Here is a 19,661-nt window from a genome sequence, read left to right as displayed (position 1 = left end):
ATATTTTTCATGCATCACTGCCCCCACCAGCAGCGTTGCAAACGTACAAGTTGTACGCTTTCGGTATGATCTCCGTGACGCTTTCCCAGTTCCGCAACCAGCAGAGTGATTACATTGCGACCGCGCAGCGCGAGCCTTTGGAGATCACTTCGCTGGGCGCGGGACGACGCGCCGTGGTGGTCTCGCCCGAGTTCTACGACCGTGCGGTGACGGCCCTTGAGGATGTGGCCGATGTCCGGGCCGCGGCATCTGCGCGCACGGAGCAGGAGTCGCGAGTTTCCCACGTGGCCCTGCGGAGAGAACTTGGCATCTGAGACCCTCGAGGCCCTGCCCGCCGGATAGAAGGGCACTGGCATAAGCAGGTGTCGGGGAGCATATTCAACGGGGCAACTGGGGAAGAAGTTCACTGACGAACTGCTCGTAGCCAGAATCGCTTGCGCGTGAGCCGCACAGGGCCGCCGGAGGTCTCTCGGTGGAGCGCCAGAAGTCGGTCTGCGTAGCGGTCCACTGTGAAGTCATCCGGCGTCTCCCACGGCACCAGCTGCAGGTACGCCACGAGCGCGGCGACGTCTCGGAACTCGTAGGCACCCACGTGCTCATCTCCCTCGGCTACGTGGAACCCAGCAGTCTCGAGATCCCTCCGCATGGTTGTGATGTTGACATGCGGCAACTCGTCATGGTCCCCGAGCCATGCCTTCAGCTCATGGGCCTCGTCGCCACCAACTTGTTGGGTGATGAACTGTCCTTTCTTGACCAGGACGCGTGCGAGCTCCTGAGGGGAGAACGACTCGTGCCGGTTGAGAACAAGGTCAAATCGATTGTCCGAAAAGGGCATTTCGACCGAGTCGACATCTTTGTCCGGTGCTTTGTACTCGAAGACCTCCACGGCCAGAGGCGAAAGTGCCTCTCGGGCGACTGCCAGGTTAGGGGGCCACCCCTCTGTCGCTATCGTGTCTGGTGGTAGTGCGTCCCTGAATGACCTCAAGAACTCGCCTCCGCCGGTCCCCATGTCGAGAACGCTTGTTGCAGCCGCCAACGCTGTCCGGTAAATCGCCGCAAGATCCCAAGGCTCGGGCGACTCCGTCATCCGATCAGCTAGATCGGAAAAATCCCACCCCTCTGGCTGCGCACGCTCCTCAGCGCGCCAAGACGCAATCAGTTGTTTCTCAGTCTCTTCCATCCTCCTAAGGTAGGTGATTTCCTTGCAGCGACTCTGACTCGGAATGATGTGACGAGCGCGGCCACTTCAGTAGCGTCCCTGGTCCAGCTCAGCGGGATGCGCCACAGTCCCAGTGTCTAAAGCGTGTGAGGTGCATTTCTGCCCGCAAAGTTGTGGAAATCCTTGGCAGAACCGCGCCTCACGCGTCGCCGCCCGCGTCCGCGACGTGCGCCCCTCACGCCCCCGTCAGCGCGTCCACGAACACCTTCTCGATGTCCTCCGGCGCCGTGGCGATGTGGGAGGACCCACCCGTGGTCTCCGCGATCCGCTTCAGGACGTCCTCGTTCGCGTCCTGGGAGATGCCCACCGTGATGATGCGCACCGGGTTCTCCGGGTCCTGCTCCTTCTCCAGCGTGGCGAGCAGCTCGTCCAGGCCCATGGATCCCGGGTCCTGGTTGATGCCGTCGGTCAGCACGATCACCGTGCGCAGGTGGTCCGGGGCGTCCTCGTGCAGCACCTGGCGGTAGGCGGCCAGCGTGGTGTCGTACAGCCCCGTGTAGCCCTTGGGCACGTAGGTCAACGACTGGGCCTCCTGCGCGAGCTGGTCCCGCTGGGTGGCGCCGTCCACCGGGGCGGACAGTTCCCGCACCGGGGTCAGGGAGCGGTAGTCCTTGTCCCCGTCCAGGTGGCGCGCGAACGTCCACAGCCCCAGCGCGTCGTGCTCCGGGAACAGTCCCACGGCCGTGGAGGCGGCGGCTTTCGTGAGGTCCATCCGGGTGGAGCCGTCCGGCAGCGCCGGGGTGCCCATGGAACCTGACGTGTCGATGGCCACGAGCGCGTGGAACGGCTCCGCGAGGTGCTTCCACTGCCCCAGGGCCTGCGTCAGGGCGGCGTCGTCCGCGGTGGGCGCCTCGGAGGCCGGACGGTCGCCCGGGGTGCTCGCCACGAGCGCCGTGTCCGCGTGCCGGCCGCGGTAGTCGTCCCACTCGCCGCGCGTGACCACGGTGGCCGCGGGGTGTTCCGCGCCCGCGGCGTAGGCGGGCGCGCTCGGGTCCGCAGGCGCCGGTGTGCTCGGGGCGGGGTCCGCCGCGACCTGGTCCAGGCGCTGCGCCGCGGTCTGGACGGGTGCGGCATCGCCCTCGGTGCGGGCGCGCCGCTTCATGGCCTGCTCCGTGTCCGCGCGGTCCGCCTGCCCGTCCTGCACCTCGCCCAGTGCGCGCGAGATCAGCTCACGCGTCCCGGCGTCCTCACCCGGTGTGCCGAGCTCCACGGCGGGGTCCTGCAGCACCGCGGCCCACGTCCCTGCCCCGGTCTCTGCGGGACCGACGACGACGGGCTCGCCCCCTTCCGCGCCCGCCGCCCCGGAGGCGCCGCTCGCCTCGGAACCACCGGCGGCGTCGTCGTCAGAGTCCAGGCGCGAGATGGAGAAGGCCGTGCTGAGGATCAGCACCAGCGCGGCCGCCACCGCGAGCCACAGCAGAGATCTGCCCTGCCCTCCCCGCTCTGCGCGGTGCGCGGCGCGGTGCTTGCCTGGCTCGGTCATGTCGATGTCCCCCCGTTCCGTGGGAGACCCCGGGAGGACCCCGTAGAACGGTCACCCCCGGCGCGCCCCCGCACGCGGCAGCCGTGTCAGGACCCCCGTGCCGGGGTGCTGCCACGCCCCGACGTCCCTTCTGGGAACCACCCTACGGTGTCACGGGTCACACGGCGTGGATCCCGGGTCAGCCGAGGCGGGAGAACGGCTCGGCGTACTCGTAGGGGCCCCGTGGGCCCCGGTACTCGTCCGGGGACACGACGCCGCCGTCCCCCAGCGGCACCGCCTGGAAGAACTCGCCCCGCTCGGGCTCCCCGGTGATCCCGAGCCGGGAGGCCGGGAGGAACCCGAAACGTGAGTAGAACCCTGGATCACCCAGCAGCACCAGGGCCGGTTGCCCGGCGCGGGTGGCGCGCTCGACCAGAGCGGTCATGAGCCGTGACCCGATGCCCTCGCCCTGCCGCGCGGGATCCACGGCCACGGGGCCCACACCCAGCACGGCCTCGCCCCCGCAGCGGCCCCACGTGGCCATCGCGAACCCCACGAGGTCCGCGCCGTCGTGGGCGGTCAGCGCGAAGCGGGGGTCGTGGGCGGGGGAGCCGCGCAACCAGCCCACGAGGGTGGCCTCACCCGGGGCGCCGTCCGCCTCCACGGGCGGGGCGCTGTGCTCGGCGTCCGTGAAGGCGCGGGCCACGAGGGCGCGGACGGCGGCGGAGCCCCGGGGGTCTTCGGGGCGGATGTCGATGCTCATGCGTTCATTGTCCCCGGTGCGGGATCCGCCGTCCGGCCTCGCGGCGCGCCAGGAACGGCGTGTTCACGGAAGCGGCCCCGAGGCCTCGGACGGGGGGCGGGCCTCGCTCGAACCTGACCGGCCGGCCCCGCGCCCACTCGGCCAGGACGTGGGCACTGACGGGCCCCCGGCGCAGAGCGTCTCGCCGTGGGGGCTGGGCGCAGCCGCCCAGGCGGGTCTCAGCCGAGCTCACCCCGCAGGTACGGTGCCGTGGCGCTGTCCGCGTGCGCGGCGACGTCGTCCGGGGTGCCCGCGGCGACCACCCGGCCGCCGTCCGCTCCCGCGCCGGGGCCCATGTCCACCACGTGGTCCGCCTGGGCGACCATGCGCATGTCCAGCTCGGCCATGACCACGGTGTTGCCCGCGTCCGCGAGCCCCTGCAGGTGGTTCATGAGGCGGTCGCTGTCCGCCGGGTGCAGCCCTGCGGTGGGCTCGTCCAGCACGTAGAGGGTGTCCCCGCGGGAGGCTCGCTGCAGCTCGGAGGCGAGCTTGACCCGCTGGGCCTCACCCCCCGAGAGCTCCGTGGCCGGCTGGCCCAGCCGCAGGTAGCCGAGCCCCACGTCCCGCAGCACGCCCAGGCTGTGGTGGATGGAGCCCTCGCCCTCGAAGAACGCGTGCGCCTGGTCCACGCTCATGCCCAGCACGTCCGCCACGGAGCGCTCCCGCCACAGCACCTCCAGGGTGCTCTCCTTGTACCGGGTGCCGTGGCAGTCCGGGCACGGGGCGTACACGCTGGGCAGGAACAGCAGCTCCACCATCACGCTGCCCTCGCCCTCGCACGTGGGGCAGCGCCCGCCCACCACGTTGAACGAGAACCGCCCGGCCTTGTACCCGCGCGTCCTGGCCTCGTCCGTGGCGGCGTAGAGCTTGCGGACGTCGTCGAACAGCCCCGTGTACGTGGCCACGTTGGAGCGCGGCGTGCGGCCGATCGGCTTCTGGTCGATCACGACGACGCGGCGCACGCCCTCCGGCACCGAGGTGACCTTCCCGCGGACGTCCTCGGCGGCGTCGTCGGCCGTCAGCAGGTCCGACTCCGGATCGCCCGTGATCTCCGGGGACTCGCCCGTGCGCTGGCCCAGGCGCTCGCGCACGAGGACCGGCAGGGCCTGGCTGACCAGGCTGGACTTGCCCGAGCCGGAGATGCCCGTGACGGCGGTGAGGCACCCGGCGGGGAAGCTCACGTCCAGGCCGCGCAGGTTGTTGCGGGTTACCCCGTCGAGGGCCAGCCAGCCCCGTGGCGTGCGCGGCTCGCGCGGGGCGGGAGCGGTGGCGTGCTCCGGGAAGAGGTAGCGGCGCGTGGCGGACTCGGGGACGTCCGTGAGGCCCCGGGGATCGCCGCTGTAGAGGACGCGTCCGCCGCGCTCGCCGGCGTCGGGGCCGATGTCCACGAGCCAGTCCGCCTCCTGGATCACCGTGAGGGAGTGCTCCACGATGAACAGGCTGTTGCCGCGGTCCTTGAGCCCGTGCAGGATCTCGATCAGCGCGTCCAGGTCGCGCGGGTGCAGACCGGCGGAGGGCTCGTCCAGGACGTACGCCACTCCGAAGAGCTTGGAGGAGAGCTGCGTGGCCAGGCGCAGCCGCTGCCGCTCGCCGCCGGAGAGGGTGGGCGTGGTGCGGTCCAGGGAGAGGTAGCCCAGGCCCAGGTCGATCATGGGCTGCAGCCGCGCCACGAGGTCCGCGGCCAGGCGCTGGGCGGCGGCACGCTTCTCCACGGAGAGGTTCGGGGTGCGCCGGACGTCCGGGGCGGCGTCGTGCGCCGCGCCTCCCTGCGCCACCCGGGCGGCGGTGGAGGCCTCGCGGCACTCGGCGTCCAGCACGTGGTCCGCCAGGTGCCCGGCCTCGCTCGGGGTCCAGCCCTCCGCGGCCACGGCGCGCGCGATGTCTGCGAGGCGCTCCAGGGGGAGGTGGGAGAACTCAGCGATGTCCAGGCCCTCGAACGTGACCGACAGCGCTTCCTTCTTGATCTTCTTGCCGTGGCACTCGGAGCACAGCTCGCTGGTGAGGTACTGGGCCGCGCGCTTCTTGGTGCTGGGGCTCTTGGCGTTGGCGAACGTGTCCAGCACGTAGCGCCGCGCGCCGATGAACGTGCCCTGGTAGGTGGGCTCCACACCCTCCTGCTGGGCCTTGCGCGTCTGGTTCGGGCTCAGCCCGCGGTACACGCCCACCGTGGGGCGCTCCTCGGTGTAGAGGATCCAGTCCCGGTCCTTTTGCGGCAGGTCCTTCCAGGGGGTGTCCACGTCGTAGCCCAGGGACACGAGGATGTCCCGCTGGTTCTGTCCGGCCCACGCCACGGGCCAGGAGGCCACGGCGCGCTCGCGGATGGTCAGGCTCGGGTCCGGGACCATGGTGTCCTCGGTGACCTCGTACACCCGCCCGATGCCGTGGCACGTGGGGCACGCGCCCTGCACGGTGTTCGCGGAGAAGTCCTCCGCGTAGAGCATGCCCTGCCCCGGCGGGTACCACCCGGCGCGCGAGTACAGCATCCGCACCAGGCTGGACAGCGTGGTCACGGTGGCCACGTCCGAGCGCGCCCCACCCCCGCCGCGCTGCTGCTGGAGGGCGACGGCGGGCGGCAGCCCCTCGATCACGTCCACGTCCGGGACACCCGCCTGGTCGATGAGCCGCCGCGCGTACGGCGCCACGGACTCCAGGTAGCGCCGCTGCGACTCCGCGAACAGCGTGCCGAACGCGAGCGAGGACTTCCCCGAGCCGGACACCCCCGTGAACACCACGATGGAATCCCGGGGCAGGTCCAGGGAGACGTCCTGCAGGTTGTTCTGGCGCGCGCCGCGCACCACCACGCCGTGTTGCCAGGGTGCGGTGCCGTTCTGCTCAGTAGTCATCCTGGCCACGCTACCCGGGGCGACGCCGCGCGGTCCGGTCAGTGGGGCAGGGCGTGTGAGAGGGTGCGGAGATGAGAAAAGCCCTGCTCGTCATCGGCTTCGCGCTGTTCGGCGCCCTGCTCTACTGGTTGCGCGCCGAGTTCAACATCACCCTGTCCAAGCAGACGCCGTCGGGAGGCGTGGAGGACGTCGACTTCAGCGTCGGGTGGCTGCTCGTATGGACCGTCCTGGGTGCGGCACTGGGAGCGGGGGCCGCGTTCCGCGGCGGCAAGGAGGATTCGGGCCACCGCTGATCGCCGCCCCGCGGCAACCGGCTCGCCGCGGGACTGCAGCGGGATTCGTTCTGGGCCCGACTACAGCAGGATCACCAGCAGCACCATGATCGCCACGATCACCGCGAACGTGATGGCCCAGTTGCGGGCCACACTGCGGTTCTCGTTCCGGGTCTCCTCGCTGTTCGGGTCGCGCGGAGCGTGGCGCTCGCTGCCCGCCCCGTAGTACAGCTCGTTGGTCGACGGCCGGCGCGGGGGGACCGGCGGGCCGTAACCGTCGGGCGAGCCGGCGGGACCGGGCGCGCGGGCGGCGTCGTACCCGTCCTGGGGCTCGGGGCGGGAGCCGGCGGGGCCCGCCGCGCTGCCCGGATCCCAGGTCTCCCGCGGCGCGCCCGCGCCGGGGCCCGCGATGGAGTCGCGCACGGGCACGCCCTCGCCGGGGTAGCGCCCGCTGGGCTGGGCGGGCTCGTCCAGCTCGTCGTCGTGCAGCATCTCGGAGGCCGGGATGCCGGTGGTCGTGACCGCGGGGCCCTGGGACAGCACGGGATCCTGCGGGGACGGTCGGGAAGCTGGCGCGGGCGACGACGCCGCCGCGCCACCCTGCGCACTGTCCGCCGCCGCGCGCAGCACCTCGGAGAACCGGGTCAGGGGGCCCTTCTGTGCACGTCCTGCGCCCTGGGCTACCTGGTCGGCGCGGTCCGCGACGGAACGCAGCACCGCGGCGTCGGACAGCCCGAGGTCCCGTGCCGCCATGGCGAGCTCGAGGGGAGGCCGCGAGGGGTCGGCAGTGGTGGCCCACTCCAGCAGGCCCGTGCGGACGGGGGAGGACAGCGACTCCCGCAGGGCGGGCTGCAGTGCCGGGACGTCCGCCAGCGCGAGAAGCTCGAGCGGCGGGGTGCTCCCGTAGCCGTGGGCCGCCTGGTCCAGCGGGCCGCGGTCGCCGAAGAGGGCGGCGAGCATGGCGGCCGCCGCGTACCGGTCCTCCACGGTGTCCGCGTCCGAGGCGCGGCGCGCCAGCTCGGCCTGGGCGGGAGAGCCCACCCGGCGGACGGCGTCCAGCAGCGCGGGGTCCGCGCGCACCAGTCGCGCCGGCTCCTGCAGGGCCCGGGCGAGTTCCGGATCCAGTGGCTCGGTCATGGTGTCCGCCTTCCGTGGTCTCGTGCGCATTCTCGGGCACGAGCCTACGTGAGGGGACCGGGAACGGGCGGGGGCAGCCCCGGAAGCGTCCCGGGGAGGGGTCAGGGGCTGACCATGGACAGCGGAGAAGGGTTCCCGCGCACCGTGTTCAGGGTGAAGCTCGCGGTGCCCTGGAGGTAGCGGTCGTCGGAGAACTCGATGGGACTGCCCTCGCTCGTGAACGCCCGGCGGCGCACCCGCAGCAGGGGCGTGCCCTCGGGGACCTCCAGGAGGCGGGCGTCCTCGGGGTCCGCGCCCACGGCGTCGATCGTGCGGGTGGCGTTGTTCACGTCCACCCCGGACTCGAGCAGGTGCTGGTAGATGGACCCTGAGTCGGTGTCGAACAGCAGCACGTGGCGCCCCACGTCCAGGGGGTAGTTCAGACGCTCCACCATGGCGGGCGCCCCGTTGAGCAGGCGAAGCCGGAACACGGTGACCACCTGGTCCGCGGGGTCGATCTCCAGCCCTGCCGCGAGCACGGGACCCGCCTGGTGCTTGGTGACGCTCTGCGTGACCTGCCCCGGCTCGAACCCGGACTGGCGGCACCACTCGGAGTAGGAGATCACGCCGTCGAAGGACTGGGTGGGCACGGTGTCCAACACGATGGTGCGGCGCCCCCGACCGGAGGAGATCAGTCCCTCGGAGCGCAGGGTGGCCATGGCCTGACGGACGGGCCCGCGCGAGGAGTGGAACTGCTCGCACAGCTGCGCCTCGGAGGGCAGCGGGTCGCCCGGGGGGAACTCACCGCGGTGGATCGCAGTGCGCAGGTACGCGGCGATCTCACGGTGCTGCTGCAGGGCGGTCTTCATGGTGTCGCTCTCGGATCAGGGGGCGGGGACTGTCAGCGCAAACATATCGGGTTGTCCCAGGGTGGCGGCAGGACGGACTCCGTGCGTGGACGGCGTGTGACGGTCAGGTGAACGGTCCTTTAAATGTATATACAACACGGCCGCGGCGGTCCGGGGCGCACCTAGCATCGGGGGCGTGAAAACCTCAACAGACCTTCTCGTGGTGGGCTCCGGCATCCTGGGCCTGGCCACCGCCTTCCGTGCCCACCGTCAGGGACGCAGCGTGCGCGTCGTCGACGTCGCCGACCGCCCCGTGGGCGCGTCCATCCAGAACTTCGGCCACGCGTGCTTCACGGCGCAGGCGGACGTCATCCAGGACGTCGCGGCCTCCGCGCGGGAGGGGTGGCTCGACGCCGCCCGGGCCGCCGGTTTCTGGGCCGCCGAGTCCGGAACCCACATCCCCGCCCTGACGGAGACCGAGGCCCGCGTGCTGGAGGAGTTCGCGGCGCACCGCGGCTCCGATCAGGTCACGCTGCTCACCCGGGAACAGGTGGCCCGGGCCGTGGGCAACCCCGAGCTGCGGGCGCACTCCGGCGCCCACCTGCCCCGTGACATGCGCGTGAACCCGCGTGAGGCGGCGCCCGTGCTGGCCCGCTGGCTCGCCTCCGAGGGGGTGGAGTTCACGTGGCGCACGCGGGTGTTCGCCGTGGCCGATGGTGTGGCCCACACCAGTCGCGGGGAGATCCACGCCGCCGAGATCGTGGTGTGCCCGGGGGTCCAGGTGGAGCAGATGTTCCCCGAGATCGCCGAGCGCCACGGGGTGCGGGCGTGCACGCTGGTGATGTGCCTGATCGAACGCCCCGGCTCCGTGCCGGCGGAGCTGGCCCTGCTCACGGGCACCTCGCTGGCCCGCTACGACGGGTTCACGGCCATGCCCTCGGCGGCGGCACTCGGTGAGGAGCTGGCCCAGCGGGAGCCCGAGCTCGTGGCGTGCAAGGCCAACCTCATGGCCACGGCCATCCCCGGTGGGGTGCTCGTGGGGGACAGCCACGCCTACGACGTGAGCCCGGAACCGTTCGTGGAGGAGGAGCTCGGCGATCTGCTGCTGGACCGCGCCACGGGCTACCTGGGGATCGGGCGGCCGGTGGTGAAGCAGCGCTGGCTCGGCTGCTACGCGGACAGCGCCGCCACCAACCTGGTCCTGGAGCGCCCGGATCCGCGCACCACCGTGGTGGTGGTGACGTCCGGAATCGGCATGACGCTGTCCTTCGGCATTGCGGAGCTCGCCCTGTCCGGAGGGTCCGTTCCGGGCTTCTGATCCCGGGGTCTGGCGTACCGACGGTCCCTGGGGCCGCGCCGGGGCACCCCACCGCGATCCCTCGCCCCTGCATGCGCACAGCCCCGGTGCCTGCGGACTGGGCTCATCGAGGGCTGCCGCGGGGCCTTCTGCGCCCCGCGGATGACCCTCGCGTGAGGGTTCGGTGAAGTGTGGGTGAACAACCCCAATTTGTATATACAAGTGACGGCGAGGTGCTTCAGACTTGTGGTGCGGGGCCGCCCCGCACCACCGCCTCCTGATCCTCGATCTGCGCACAGTGCCCTCCGCGCACGCTGCCGGGCACCACACCGCGCCACCCACCTCACCGCACCTCCGCACAGAAGGACATCCCTGTGAAGACTTCCCGCCGCCGCTGCCTCGCGGCCGCCGTTCTGCTGACCGCCACCGTCCCGCTGCTGACCGGCTGCGGCTCGGACGACTCCCAGAAGGACACCATCACGTTCGCCGCCGTCCCGGCCGAGTCCTCCACGTCGCTGGAGAGCGACTACTCCGCCATCACCAAGCTGCTGGAGCAGGAGACCGGCGCCACGGTGGAGTTCCAGAACGCCTCGGACTACGCCGCGGTGATCGAGGGCCAGCGGGCCGGCCAGATCGACATCGCCTCCTACGGACCGTTCTCCTACACGATCGCCAAGGACTCGGGGGTCAACGCCGAGGCCATTGCCGCGCCCACCAACGACAAGAGCAAGGATCCCGCCTACACGTCGCTGGCCTACGTGCGCCAGGACTCGGACATCAAGGACCTCTCGGACCTCGAGGGCAAGAAGGTGTGTTTCGTGGACGCCGCCTCCACCTCGGGCTACCTGGTGCCCATGAAGGGGCTCAAGGACGAGGGCATCGACATCGAGGAGGACCTCGAGGCCGTGATGGCCGGCGGCCACGACGCGTCCCTGCTGTCCCTGGAGTCCGGCCAGTGCGACGCCGCCTTCGCCCACGACACCATGCTCAAGACCCTGGAGGACTCCGGGCAGGTGGAGAAGGGCGCGCTGCGCCCCGTGTGGGAGTCCGAGCCCATCCCGGAGGACCCCATTGCCCTGAACACCGACACCCTGGAGCCGGAGATGGCGGAGAAGATCACCACCGCCATCCGGGACAAGGCGAACAAGCCCGCGCTCGTGGAAGCGGGGATCTGCACCTCGGAGGAGGAGTGCACGCTGCCCGAGGAGATCGAGTACGGCTACCTGCCCGTCACGGACGAGGACTACAACACCATCCGTGACATCTGCACCGCCACCGACGCCGACGCCTGCCACAGCGCGGGCTGAGCGGAACAGGAGATGACCATGAACACCGTTCCCGTGGAACCCGCCGTGCTCACCCCGGCACCGACGCTGGCCGCACCCGTCCGCTTCGACCACGTCACCAAGGACTTCGGCGGGGGCGTGCTGGGCCTCGACGACGTCACCATGGACTTCGCGAGCGGAGCCATCACCGTGCTGCTGGGGCTCTCCGGATCCGGCAAGTCCACCATGCTGCGCCACATCAACGGGCTGCAGAGTGCGAGCGCCGGCACCGTGAACGTGCTGGGCAACGACGTCAGCTCGCTGTCCGGGCGCCGGCTGCGCGCGCTGCGCAAGGACATCGGCGTGATCTTCCAGTCCTTCAACCTGATCGGTCCCATGTCCGTGCTGGAGAACGTGTGCACGGGGCGGCTCGGTTCGCTCCGGGGCCCGCGGCTCTCGCTCATGATGTACCCCAAGGACGTCCGCGCGGAGGCCATGGCCAAGCTGGACCGCGTGGGTCTCGCGGACCGCGCCCACCAGCGCGCGGATACGCTCTCCGGCGGTCAGCAGCAGCGCGTGGCGATCGCACGGGCGCTCATGCAGCACCCGCGGATCCTGCTCGCGGACGAACCCGTGGCCTCCCTGGACCCGGTCTCCGCCCACGAGGTGATGTCCCTGCTCAAGCAGATCGCGCAGGAGCAGGGGCTCACGGTCATCAGCTCCCTGCACCAGGTGCAGCTGGCCATCGACTTCGCGGACCGCATCGTGGGGCTGCGCAGCGGGCGGATCGTGCTCAACCAGAGCACCCGCGGCATGGACGCCGTGCAGGCGTCACGGATCTACGAGAACGTCTCGGGCGTCCCGGAGCAGGGGGAGGGCGGCGTCGTGACGCAGACCCAGCAGCGCCCGGGCGCCACGGCGGTGCCCGCGCGACCGGCGCCGCGGCCGGGGACGATCGCGGCGGCGTCGACCATGGCGGCCCTGTTCGTCGCGGGGGTGTGGTCCCTCGGCTCGCTCGGGATCGACGTGAGCACGATCGTCGACTCGCTCGACAACGCGGTGGCCTTCGCGCGCCGCATGTTCCCGCTGGACTTCCCGCCCGTGGCGGAGACGGTGGGCCTGATCCTGGAGACCCTGGCCATCGTCTTCCTGGCCACGTTCCTGTCCGTGATGATCTCGGTGCCGCTGGCCCTGGCCGCAGCCAGGCCGACGACGCACGGCCGGGTCTCGCGCGGCACCGCCCGCACGCTGATCGTGCTGGCCCGCGCCGTGCCGGACCTGGTCCTCGCGATCGTGTTCCTGCGCATGTTCGGGCTGGGCGCCACGGCGGGCATCCTGGCCATGGGCATCCACTCGGTGGGGATGGTGGCCAAGCTCTACGCGGACGCCATCGAGGAGCTCGACGACGGTCCCCGCGAGTCCGTGGAGTCCGTCGGCGCGGACCGCGGGCAGCAGATCATGGCGGCGATCCCCCAGGTGCTGCTGCCCCAGATCGTGGCCACCGCGCTGCACCGCTTCGACATCAACCTGCGCACCTCCGTGCTGCTGGGCTACGTGGGCGTGGGCGGCATCGGACTGGCGATCGCCGACGCCCTGCGCACCCTCAACTACCAGCGGGGCATGGCGCTCGCGCTGATCGTGCTGGTGCTGTGCATCGCGGTGGAGCTGACCTCCGGGGCGATCCGCGCGGCGCTGCTGGGCCGTTCCGGAGCCACGGTGCGCCGGGGGACCTGGGCGGACTCCCTGTTCGCGCGGCTCGACGGCGGGCGGGAGACCCCCGTGCGTCTGACCCCGCCGTGGACCGTGCACCGCGTCCAGCGCTTCGTGTCCGCCGCCGTGGTCCTGCTGCTGCTCGGGCTGTCCCTGCACCGCGTGGACCTCTCCTGGAGCACCATCTGGCAGGGCGTGCTGGCCGCGCCCGAGACCCTCGGGCTCTTCCTGCCGCCGTCCACCGGGGGATCCCTGGAGGTCATCCTCGAGGCGCTCGTGGTCACCGTGCAGATCGCCCTGGCGGCCACCGTGCTCGGAGCGGTGCTGGCACTTCCCATCGGGATCCTGGCCGCGAACAACGTGGTTGCGAACAAGGCGGTGCGGACGTTCTTCCGGGTGCTCATCGTGGTCATCCGCGGCATCCCGGAGCTGATCCTGGCCATCATCTTCGTGGTCGTCACCGGTCTCGGAGCGGTCGCGGGAACCCTCGCGCTCGCGGTGGGGGCGGTGGGCCTGCTCTCCAAGCTCGTGGCCGACTCCCTCGAGGAGACCGACACCGCCGTGCAGGACGCCATGCGCGCCGCCGGGGCCTCGGAGCCCCAGGTGTTCTTCGCGGCCACCGTGCGCCAGGCCGCCCCGGCCTTCGTGGCCCACACCATGTACCTCCTGGACACGAACATCCGCGCGGCCACGCTGCTGGGTGTGGTGGGCGCCGGCGGCGTGGGCTTCCTGCTGCTCAACGCGTCCCGGGTGAACCAGTTCGACGTGGTCACCACCATCCTGATCCTCATGGTCACCGTGGTCCTGGCGGTGGAGGCGCTGTCCCTGTGGCTGCGCTCCACGGTCCGCTGACCCGCGGCACGGCCCCCACGCACGTCACACGAAAGAGAGAGCACATCATGATCACACTGGCCGTCTTCGACATGGCAGGCACCACGATCGACGATCGGGACGAGGTCTACCGCGTGCTGCGCGAGGCCACCGAGCGGGAGGGTGCCGACTACACGGACGAGCAGTTCCAGGAGTGGATGGGCACCGAGAAGCACTGGGCCATCGAGAACCTGCTCCGCATCGGCGGCGTGGAGGCGGACGAGGAGACCGTGGAGCGGGCCTGGTCCTGGTTCCGCGAGGAGCTGCGCCGCACCTACACCGAGAACCCGCCCACCCCCCTGCCCGGGGTGGAGGACGCGCTGCGCGAGCTGCGTTCCCAGGGTGTGTCGGTGGCGCTGACCACGGGGTTCTCCCGCGAGATCACGGACCTGATCCTGGGGGCACTGGGCTGGGACGACGGCGACGTGGTGGACGTCTCCGTGGCCGGTGACCAGGTGCCGGCGGGCCGCCCCGAGCCGTTCATGATCCAGCGGGCCATGTCCGAGCTGGGCGTCACGGATCCCGCCGAGGTGGTCAGCACCGGGGACACTGCGTCGGACGTCGTCTCCGCCCAGCGCGCCGGGGTGACCTCCGTGGGTGTCCTCACGGGCCACCTCACCCGCGAGGACTTCGAGGGTCTGGAGGCGGACATCGTGCTGGGCTCGGTCGCGGAGCTGCCCACGCACCCCGTCCTGACCAGCGCGCCGGTCGGCGAGCGGTGAGCTGCGCGGCACCCGGCGGGGCGGCGTCGTCGTCCGCGCCCGTCCAGTCCTCCGGTGAGGCGGCGGGGACGACGGCGACCGCGTGGGTCTGGCACGGCGGCGGCGAGTTCCGCGCCGAGCAGCTCGCCGTGCCCGAGCCGGGACCCGGCGAGGCGGTCGTGGCGCTCGCGGCCGCCACGGTGTGCGGCTCGGACCGGCACACCATCAGCGGACGCCGCTCCGGCGCGTGCCCCTCCGTGCTCGGACACGAGGGCGTGGGCGTGGTGACCGCGAGCAACGGCGCCCGCACGGTGGGCGGCGCGCTCCTGGAACCCGGGGACCGCGTGGTGTTCGGCGTGACCAGCACGTGCGGGCACTGCACCCCGTGCCGCCGGGGGCTCACCGCCAAGTGCGAGAGCGTCCGGAAGGTGGGGCACGAGGCGCTCGCGAGCGACTGGCCGCTGTCGGGGACCTACGCCACCCACATCCTGCTGCGCGCGGGGATCGCCGTGGTCACGGTGCCCGCCTCCCTGCCGGACGGTGTGGCCGCCACGGCGGGGTGCGCCGTGGCCACCGTCATGGCCATGCTGGAGCGCGCCGGGGACCTCTCGGGGCGGCGGGTGCTCGTCTCCGGTCTGGGCATGCTCGGGACCGTGGCCGTGGCCGCCGCCCTGGACCGCGGGGCGGCGGAGGTGTGCGCCGTGGACCTGCACGAGGACCGCCGCGCGACCGCCCGCGCCGTAGGTGCCGCGCAGGTGGCCGACGACGCCGCGCAGCTCGGCACCGTGGACGTGGCCCTGGAGCTCTCCGGGAACCCTGCCGGTGTCACCGCGTGCCTGGACGCCCTGGACCTGGGCGGAACGGCGGTGCTCGCCGGCAGCGTGGCCCCCGCGGGCACGGTGGCGGTGGACCCCGAGTGGATCGTGCGGGGCTGGCGCACCGTGACCGGGGTGCACAACTACGAACCCCGGCACCTGCGGCAGGCCGTGGACTTCCTGGCCTCCGGAGCGCACGGGCTGCCGTGGGACGAGGTGCTGGGCGGGCCCATCGCGCCCGAGGAGCTGGGGCGTGAGTTCACGGGACCGGCGCCCGGGACGCTGCGCACCGTCGTCGTGATGCCGTGATGCCGTGAACCCGTGATGCCGCGGGAGGAGCCCCCGTTACAGTGATCGACTGTGACCCGCATCCCACCCGCGCCCACGCGCAAGGCCCCCGGCATCCTGCTCGCGGTGCTGATGGCCGCGATGGCTGCCGGGCCGGTGTTCAACTACGGGGTGGGTGCGCTGAGCGCCACCATCGTGGAGAGCTACGGGATCACCGAGGGGCAGTACGGCTTCATCATCACCGCGGTGTTCGTGGTGGCGGGTCTCGCCGCGCCGCTGCTCGGGGTGCTCGCGGACCGCATCGACACCCGCGTGCAGCTCACCCTGATCTTCGGGGGCGTGCTGGTGGCGTTCCTGCTCAGCGCCACGTGGCAGTCCTACGCCGTGCTGCTGGTCGCGGCCATGGTCGCGGGGCTCGCGCAGTCCTTCTCCAACCCGGTGACCAACCGGATCGTCGCGCAGCGCGTCCCACTGACCCAGCGCTCCGCGTGGATGGGGTGGAAGCAGTCCGGGGTCCAGGTGGGTCTGCTGGTCGCGGGCCTCACGTTCCCGGTGGTGGGCGCGGCACTCGGCTGGCGGGGTGCCGCGCTGTTCGGGGCGCTGCTGTGCGTTCCCCTGCTCGTCACGGGGTGGACCGTGGTCACCCGGCTGCAGCGCCGCGCCCGCGAGATCACTCCGACGACGATGCCGCCCGCTCCCTCCGCCGCGGGGCGCGCTCCCGCACCACCGCGCGACCGCCCCTCCGCCGGTCTGCCCGAGCCGACCCATGGGGGACCGTTCGAGTCCGCCCCCGTGGAACTGTCCGACGCCGTGGCCGACGGCGTGAACCCGGACCCCGGCCAGGTCTCGCCGGAACGACCCGGGCTGCGCGCCGCGGGTGCGGGAGCCTCGGGAAGGGGCGCCGCGGCGTCGTCGGGCGCGCTGCCGCCGGCGGTGTGGCTGCTGACGCTGACGTCTTTCCTCAACGCGGTGGGCACGCAGGGCGTGAACGTGTACGCGTCCCTGTTCGCGGTGCGGGCCATGGGGTACACCGTCACGGTGGCCGGGCTGCTGCTGGGGGTGATGGGTGTGATCGGGATCGGAAGCCGGATCGGGTGGGGCCGGGTGACCGGCAAACTGGGCAGGCCCGCGCCGCTGATCCAGGTCATGAGCGTGGGCGGGATCGTGGGGCTCGGGCTGCTCGTGCTCGCGGAGACCACGCAGCAGCACTGGCTCATGTGGCTGGGCGTCGCCTTCCACGCAGCACTGCCCCTGGCGGCGAACGTAGTGATCAACTCGGGCATCGTGGCCGCCGTGCCCAAGAAACGGATCGGTGTGGCGTCCGGACTGGTGGCCACCGGGATGTACCTGGGCTTCGCGCTCGGGCCCGTGGTGGTGGGCCAGCTCGTCGACCTCACGGGGGCGTTCACCGCCGGCTGGGCCGCCGTGGCCGGAGCCTACGTGCTGTGCTTCGTGGCGGCGCTGGTGCTGGGGCGGGTGCAGCGGAGGAGCGACGCCTGAGCCGGTGGGCGGCGCATACTGGTCCGCATGGGACACGTGGACGCGGACCACTGGGGCCGGTACAACGCCGCCCAGGCCGGACGGGGCATCCGGCCTCTCGCCCGCCTGGCGGCGGAGGCGGCGGGACCCGGTGAGGGACGCAGCGCCGTCGAACTGGGCTGCGGGGCGGGGCGTGAGGCCGCCTTTCTGGCAGACCACGGCTGGCTCGTGCAGACGTTCGACGCCGATCCCACCGTGGTGGAGACCATCGCGGAGCTCGCCACGGACCGCGCCATCGAGCACACCCGGGCCCGCCTGCAGGACCTGCGCGAGCTGCCGCCGTGCGACCTGGTGCTCGCGTGCGTCTCGCTGCCGTTCATTCCGCGCGCTGATTTCCCCGCGCTGTGGGGCGCCGTCCTCCGGGCGCTGCGCCCGGGAGGCGTCCTGGCGGTGGACCTCTTCGGCGACCGGGACGACTGGGCCGCGGGGGACGGCACGTTCCTGACCCGTGACGAGGTGGACGAGCTGGTCACCGGCCTGGAGGTGCTGCGTCTGCACGAGGAGGAGCGCGACGGCCCCGCGTTCTCCGGGCCCAAGCACTGGCACACGTACCAGCTCGTCGCGCGCAGCCCCTGACAGTGCAGACCCTGACCGCGAGGCCGTTGCGCCGCGCGGTGGCGCGCCAGGGGAGTGGCCGCGCGGCGGCGAGTGCAGCGCCCCCGGTTCATGTGGTGCCATGGACCCATGAGTTCACCCCGCACGGACCTCGCCCAGACTCTCCGCCGCCTGGACGGCGGCAGCTACGGCGCCTACAAGCAGCTCAAGGGTTCGTGGCGGCTGGGGGACGTGGAGCTGATCGTGGACCGCGTGCAGGCGGACCCGTACGCCCCGCCGTCCCTGGCTCGGATCCGGGTCAGCCTGGCCGACACCGGGATCCCGCCCGAGCTGATCGCCACCCGGGACGCCCGCGTGGCGGCCGGGGACTTCCTCACCCGTGAGTTCGCCCGGGCCGCCCGGGAGCTGGGCCCGCGCGGCGGCAAGGACTCCGGTGGCATCTCGATCCAGCGCACGGGCCAGGAGATCCTCGAACGCTCCTCCGTGATCGTCCCGGACCCCGGGGACGCGGTGGATCCCGCCCCGGCTCGCGAGGCCGGCCTGTGCGGGGCAGGGGACGCCGTCTCGGAGGGCGGGGCGCGCGGGGCCGGCCGGGCGGCGTCGTCGCAGACCGCTGACCCGGGCGCCGTGGAAGTGCGCTGCGAGATCGCCCTGCCCGCCGCGGGCCGTCGCATCAAGGGCCACGCCGCGCACCGGCTGCTCACCGAGGTGCTGCCGGGCGTCGTCGAGCGTGCGCTGCGCTGGGAGAACCTGGACCCCGCCGCGTTCGAGGCGCACGTGACCTCCCACCTGGACGCCCAGCACCTGCGCGCGCAGCTGCCCCAGCGCGGACTCGTGGCGTTCGTGGCCGACGGCGCCGTGCTGCCCCGCGCCTCCGGTCACCGGGACGAGCCGCTCGCCCACGGGGCGGTGCCGTTCGAGACCCCGTCGCGGCTGCGCGTGGAGCTCGAGCTCGAGGACGGCTCCACCGTGAGCGGCATGGGCGTGCCGGAGGGTGTCACGGTGATCGTGGGTGGCGGCTACCACGGCAAGTCCACGCTGCTGCAGGCGCTGGAGCGCGGGGTCTACAGCCACGTGCCCGGTGACGGCCGCGAGCGCGTGGTCACCCTGCCGAGTGCCGTGTCCGTGCGCGCGGAGGACGGACGGTCGGTGTCCCACACGGACGTGTCCCCGTTCATCACCAACCTGCCCACCGGCGCGGACACCCGCGACTTCAGCACGTCCAATGCGTCCGGCTCCACGTCCCAGGCGGCGGCCACGGTGGAAGCGGTGGAGGCGGAGGCCGGCGTGCTGCTGCTGGACGAGGATACGTGCGCCACCAACCTCATGGTCCGGGACGAGCGCATGCGCGCCATGGTCCCGGGCGAGCGCGAGCCCATCACCCCGTTCGTGGACCGGGTGGGCGCCCTCTACGCCGAGCGCGGGGTGTCCTCGATCCTGGTCACGGGCGGCTCCGGGGCATTCCTGGACGTCGCGGACCTCGTGATCGCCATGGACGCCTACCGTGCCGTGGACGTCACCGACCGCGCGCGGCAGGTGGTGCGGGACTTCCCGCGCCCCGAGGACATGCGTCCCGCGGAGTCCTTCGGGGAGATCCGCCCGCACGTTCCCGGCGGTGTCTCGGCGGACGCCGCGTCCCGGGCCTCGGGGCACGACGCCGCCCGGTCCGCTCCGCGCCACGGCGCCGCTCAGCGGGGCGGCAGGGACAAGCCGGCCCGGGCCCGCGGGCTCGACACCATCCAGCGGGGCCGCGAGGACGTGGACCTCTCCGCCCTGAGCCAGCTCGTGGACCCTTCGCAGACGGAGGCGATCGCGCGGCTCATCGAAGAGGTGGAGCGCACCGCCGACGGCCGCACACCCCTCACCCGCCTGGTGGATGATGCCTTGGAGCGGGTGGCGCGGGACGGACTGGACGCCCTGGCCCTCCACCGCGGCCACCCGGGACACCTGGCGCTGCCCAGGGCGCAGGACGTGGCGGCGGCGTACCACCGGGTCCGCCGCTGAGCTGACCGGCCCGGGGCGTGCGGGATGCCCCTGACTCACCTCTGCATTTGCTCCG

Annotated in this window: 16 protein-coding genes; 10 read left to right on the top strand and 6 right to left on the bottom strand. The window is 72.3% G+C overall.

Going from position 1 to position 19,661, the window contains the following annotated elements; all coding sequences use genetic code 11:
- Positions 1 to 65 precede the first annotated feature (65 nt).
- Complete coding sequence (locus AABM36_RS01555) at positions 66 to 314, top strand: type II toxin-antitoxin system prevent-host-death family antitoxin (protein WP_423446897.1); 249 nt, start codon at positions 66 to 68, stop codon at positions 312 to 314.
- 89 nt (positions 315 to 403) lie between these two features.
- On the opposite strand, the gene AABM36_RS01550 is transcribed toward AABM36_RS01555, so the two are convergent.
- The 4 genes from AABM36_RS01550 to AABM36_RS01535 form a co-directional block, all read right to left on the bottom strand.
- The gene (locus AABM36_RS01550; RefSeq protein ID WP_259905160.1) at positions 404 to 1,180 is read right to left on the bottom strand and encodes a class I SAM-dependent methyltransferase; all 777 of its coding nucleotides are present in this window, start codon (positions 1,178 to 1,180) and stop codon (positions 404 to 406) included.
- Between the two features lie 214 nt (positions 1,181 to 1,394).
- Positions 1,395 to 2,702, bottom strand: a complete 1,308-nt coding sequence (locus AABM36_RS01545) for a VWA domain-containing protein (RefSeq protein ID WP_423446896.1) — start codon at positions 2,700 to 2,702, stop codon at positions 1,395 to 1,397.
- A gap of 178 nt (positions 2,703 to 2,880) precedes the next feature.
- Entirely contained in the window at positions 2,881 to 3,444 is a 564-nt protein-coding gene (locus AABM36_RS01540; protein ID WP_423446894.1) for a GNAT family N-acetyltransferase, read from the bottom strand.
- Between the two features lie 218 nt (positions 3,445 to 3,662).
- Entirely contained in the window at positions 3,663 to 6,326 is a 2,664-nt protein-coding gene (locus AABM36_RS01535) for an excinuclease ABC subunit A (protein ID WP_423446892.1), read from the bottom strand.
- Positions 6,327 to 6,397: 71 nt separating this feature from the next.
- Here AABM36_RS01535 and AABM36_RS01530 point away from each other — a divergent pair, with 71 nt between their 5' ends.
- The gene (locus tag AABM36_RS01530) at positions 6,398 to 6,619 is read left to right on the top strand and encodes a hypothetical protein (protein WP_423446891.1); all 222 of its coding nucleotides are present in this window, start codon (positions 6,398 to 6,400) and stop codon (positions 6,617 to 6,619) included.
- 60 nt (positions 6,620 to 6,679) lie between these two features.
- On the opposite strand, the gene AABM36_RS01525 is transcribed toward AABM36_RS01530, so the two are convergent.
- Together AABM36_RS01525 and AABM36_RS01520 are read right to left on the bottom strand one after the other, a co-directional pair.
- The gene (locus AABM36_RS01525) at positions 6,680 to 7,735 is read right to left on the bottom strand and encodes a hypothetical protein (protein ID WP_423446889.1); all 1,056 of its coding nucleotides are present in this window, start codon (positions 7,733 to 7,735) and stop codon (positions 6,680 to 6,682) included.
- 101 nt (positions 7,736 to 7,836) lie between these two features.
- Positions 7,837 to 8,583, bottom strand: coding sequence for a GntR family transcriptional regulator (locus AABM36_RS01520; protein ID WP_423446888.1), 747 nt, complete (start codon positions 8,581 to 8,583; stop codon positions 7,837 to 7,839).
- A 175-nt stretch (positions 8,584 to 8,758) separates the two neighbouring features.
- Between AABM36_RS01520 and AABM36_RS01515 the strand changes: the two genes are divergently transcribed.
- From AABM36_RS01515 to AABM36_RS01480, 8 genes are all read left to right on the top strand, one after another.
- Positions 8,759 to 9,880, top strand: a complete 1,122-nt coding sequence (locus AABM36_RS01515; RefSeq protein ID WP_423446886.1) for a TIGR03364 family FAD-dependent oxidoreductase — start codon at positions 8,759 to 8,761, stop codon at positions 9,878 to 9,880.
- 353 nt (positions 9,881 to 10,233) lie between these two features.
- On the top strand, positions 10,234 to 11,166 hold the full coding sequence (locus AABM36_RS01510) for a phosphate/phosphite/phosphonate ABC transporter substrate-binding protein (RefSeq protein WP_423446884.1): 933 nt from the start codon (positions 10,234 to 10,236) through the stop codon (positions 11,164 to 11,166).
- A gap of 18 nt (positions 11,167 to 11,184) precedes the next feature.
- The gene (gene phnE, locus AABM36_RS01505; protein ID WP_423446882.1) at positions 11,185 to 13,686 is read left to right on the top strand and encodes a phosphonate ABC transporter, permease protein PhnE; all 2,502 of its coding nucleotides are present in this window, start codon (positions 11,185 to 11,187) and stop codon (positions 13,684 to 13,686) included.
- 47 nt (positions 13,687 to 13,733) lie between these two features.
- Positions 13,734 to 14,426 carry a phosphonatase-like hydrolase gene (locus tag AABM36_RS01500; RefSeq protein WP_423446880.1) on the top strand — a complete coding sequence of 231 codons (693 nt, stop codon included), beginning with the start codon at positions 13,734 to 13,736 and terminating at the stop codon, positions 14,424 to 14,426.
- Positions 14,423 to 15,529, top strand: coding sequence for a zinc-binding dehydrogenase (locus AABM36_RS01495; protein WP_423446878.1), 1,107 nt, complete (start codon positions 14,423 to 14,425; stop codon positions 15,527 to 15,529). Before AABM36_RS01500 ends, AABM36_RS01495 begins: the two co-directional genes overlap by 4 nt.
- A gap of 51 nt (positions 15,530 to 15,580) precedes the next feature.
- On the top strand, positions 15,581 to 17,008 hold the full coding sequence (locus AABM36_RS01490; RefSeq protein WP_423446876.1) for an MFS transporter: 1,428 nt from the start codon (positions 15,581 to 15,583) through the stop codon (positions 17,006 to 17,008).
- Positions 17,009 to 17,035: 27 nt separating this feature from the next.
- Positions 17,036 to 17,623 carry a class I SAM-dependent methyltransferase gene (locus tag AABM36_RS01485; RefSeq protein WP_423446874.1) on the top strand — a complete coding sequence of 196 codons (588 nt, stop codon included), beginning with the start codon at positions 17,036 to 17,038 and terminating at the stop codon, positions 17,621 to 17,623.
- Between the two features lie 108 nt (positions 17,624 to 17,731).
- Entirely contained in the window at positions 17,732 to 19,606 is a 1,875-nt protein-coding gene (locus AABM36_RS01480) for an ABC-ATPase domain-containing protein (protein WP_423446872.1), read from the top strand.
- Positions 19,607 to 19,661: the final 55 nt, after the last annotated feature.

It is taken from the genome of Kocuria sp. KSNUG (assembly GCF_049532735.1).
Lineage (GTDB): Bacteria > Actinomycetota > Actinomycetes > Actinomycetales > Micrococcaceae > Kocuria > Kocuria rhizophila.
The sequence above is the reverse complement of the archived record's forward strand: the minus strand, read 5'-3'. Positions and strand labels throughout refer to the sequence as shown.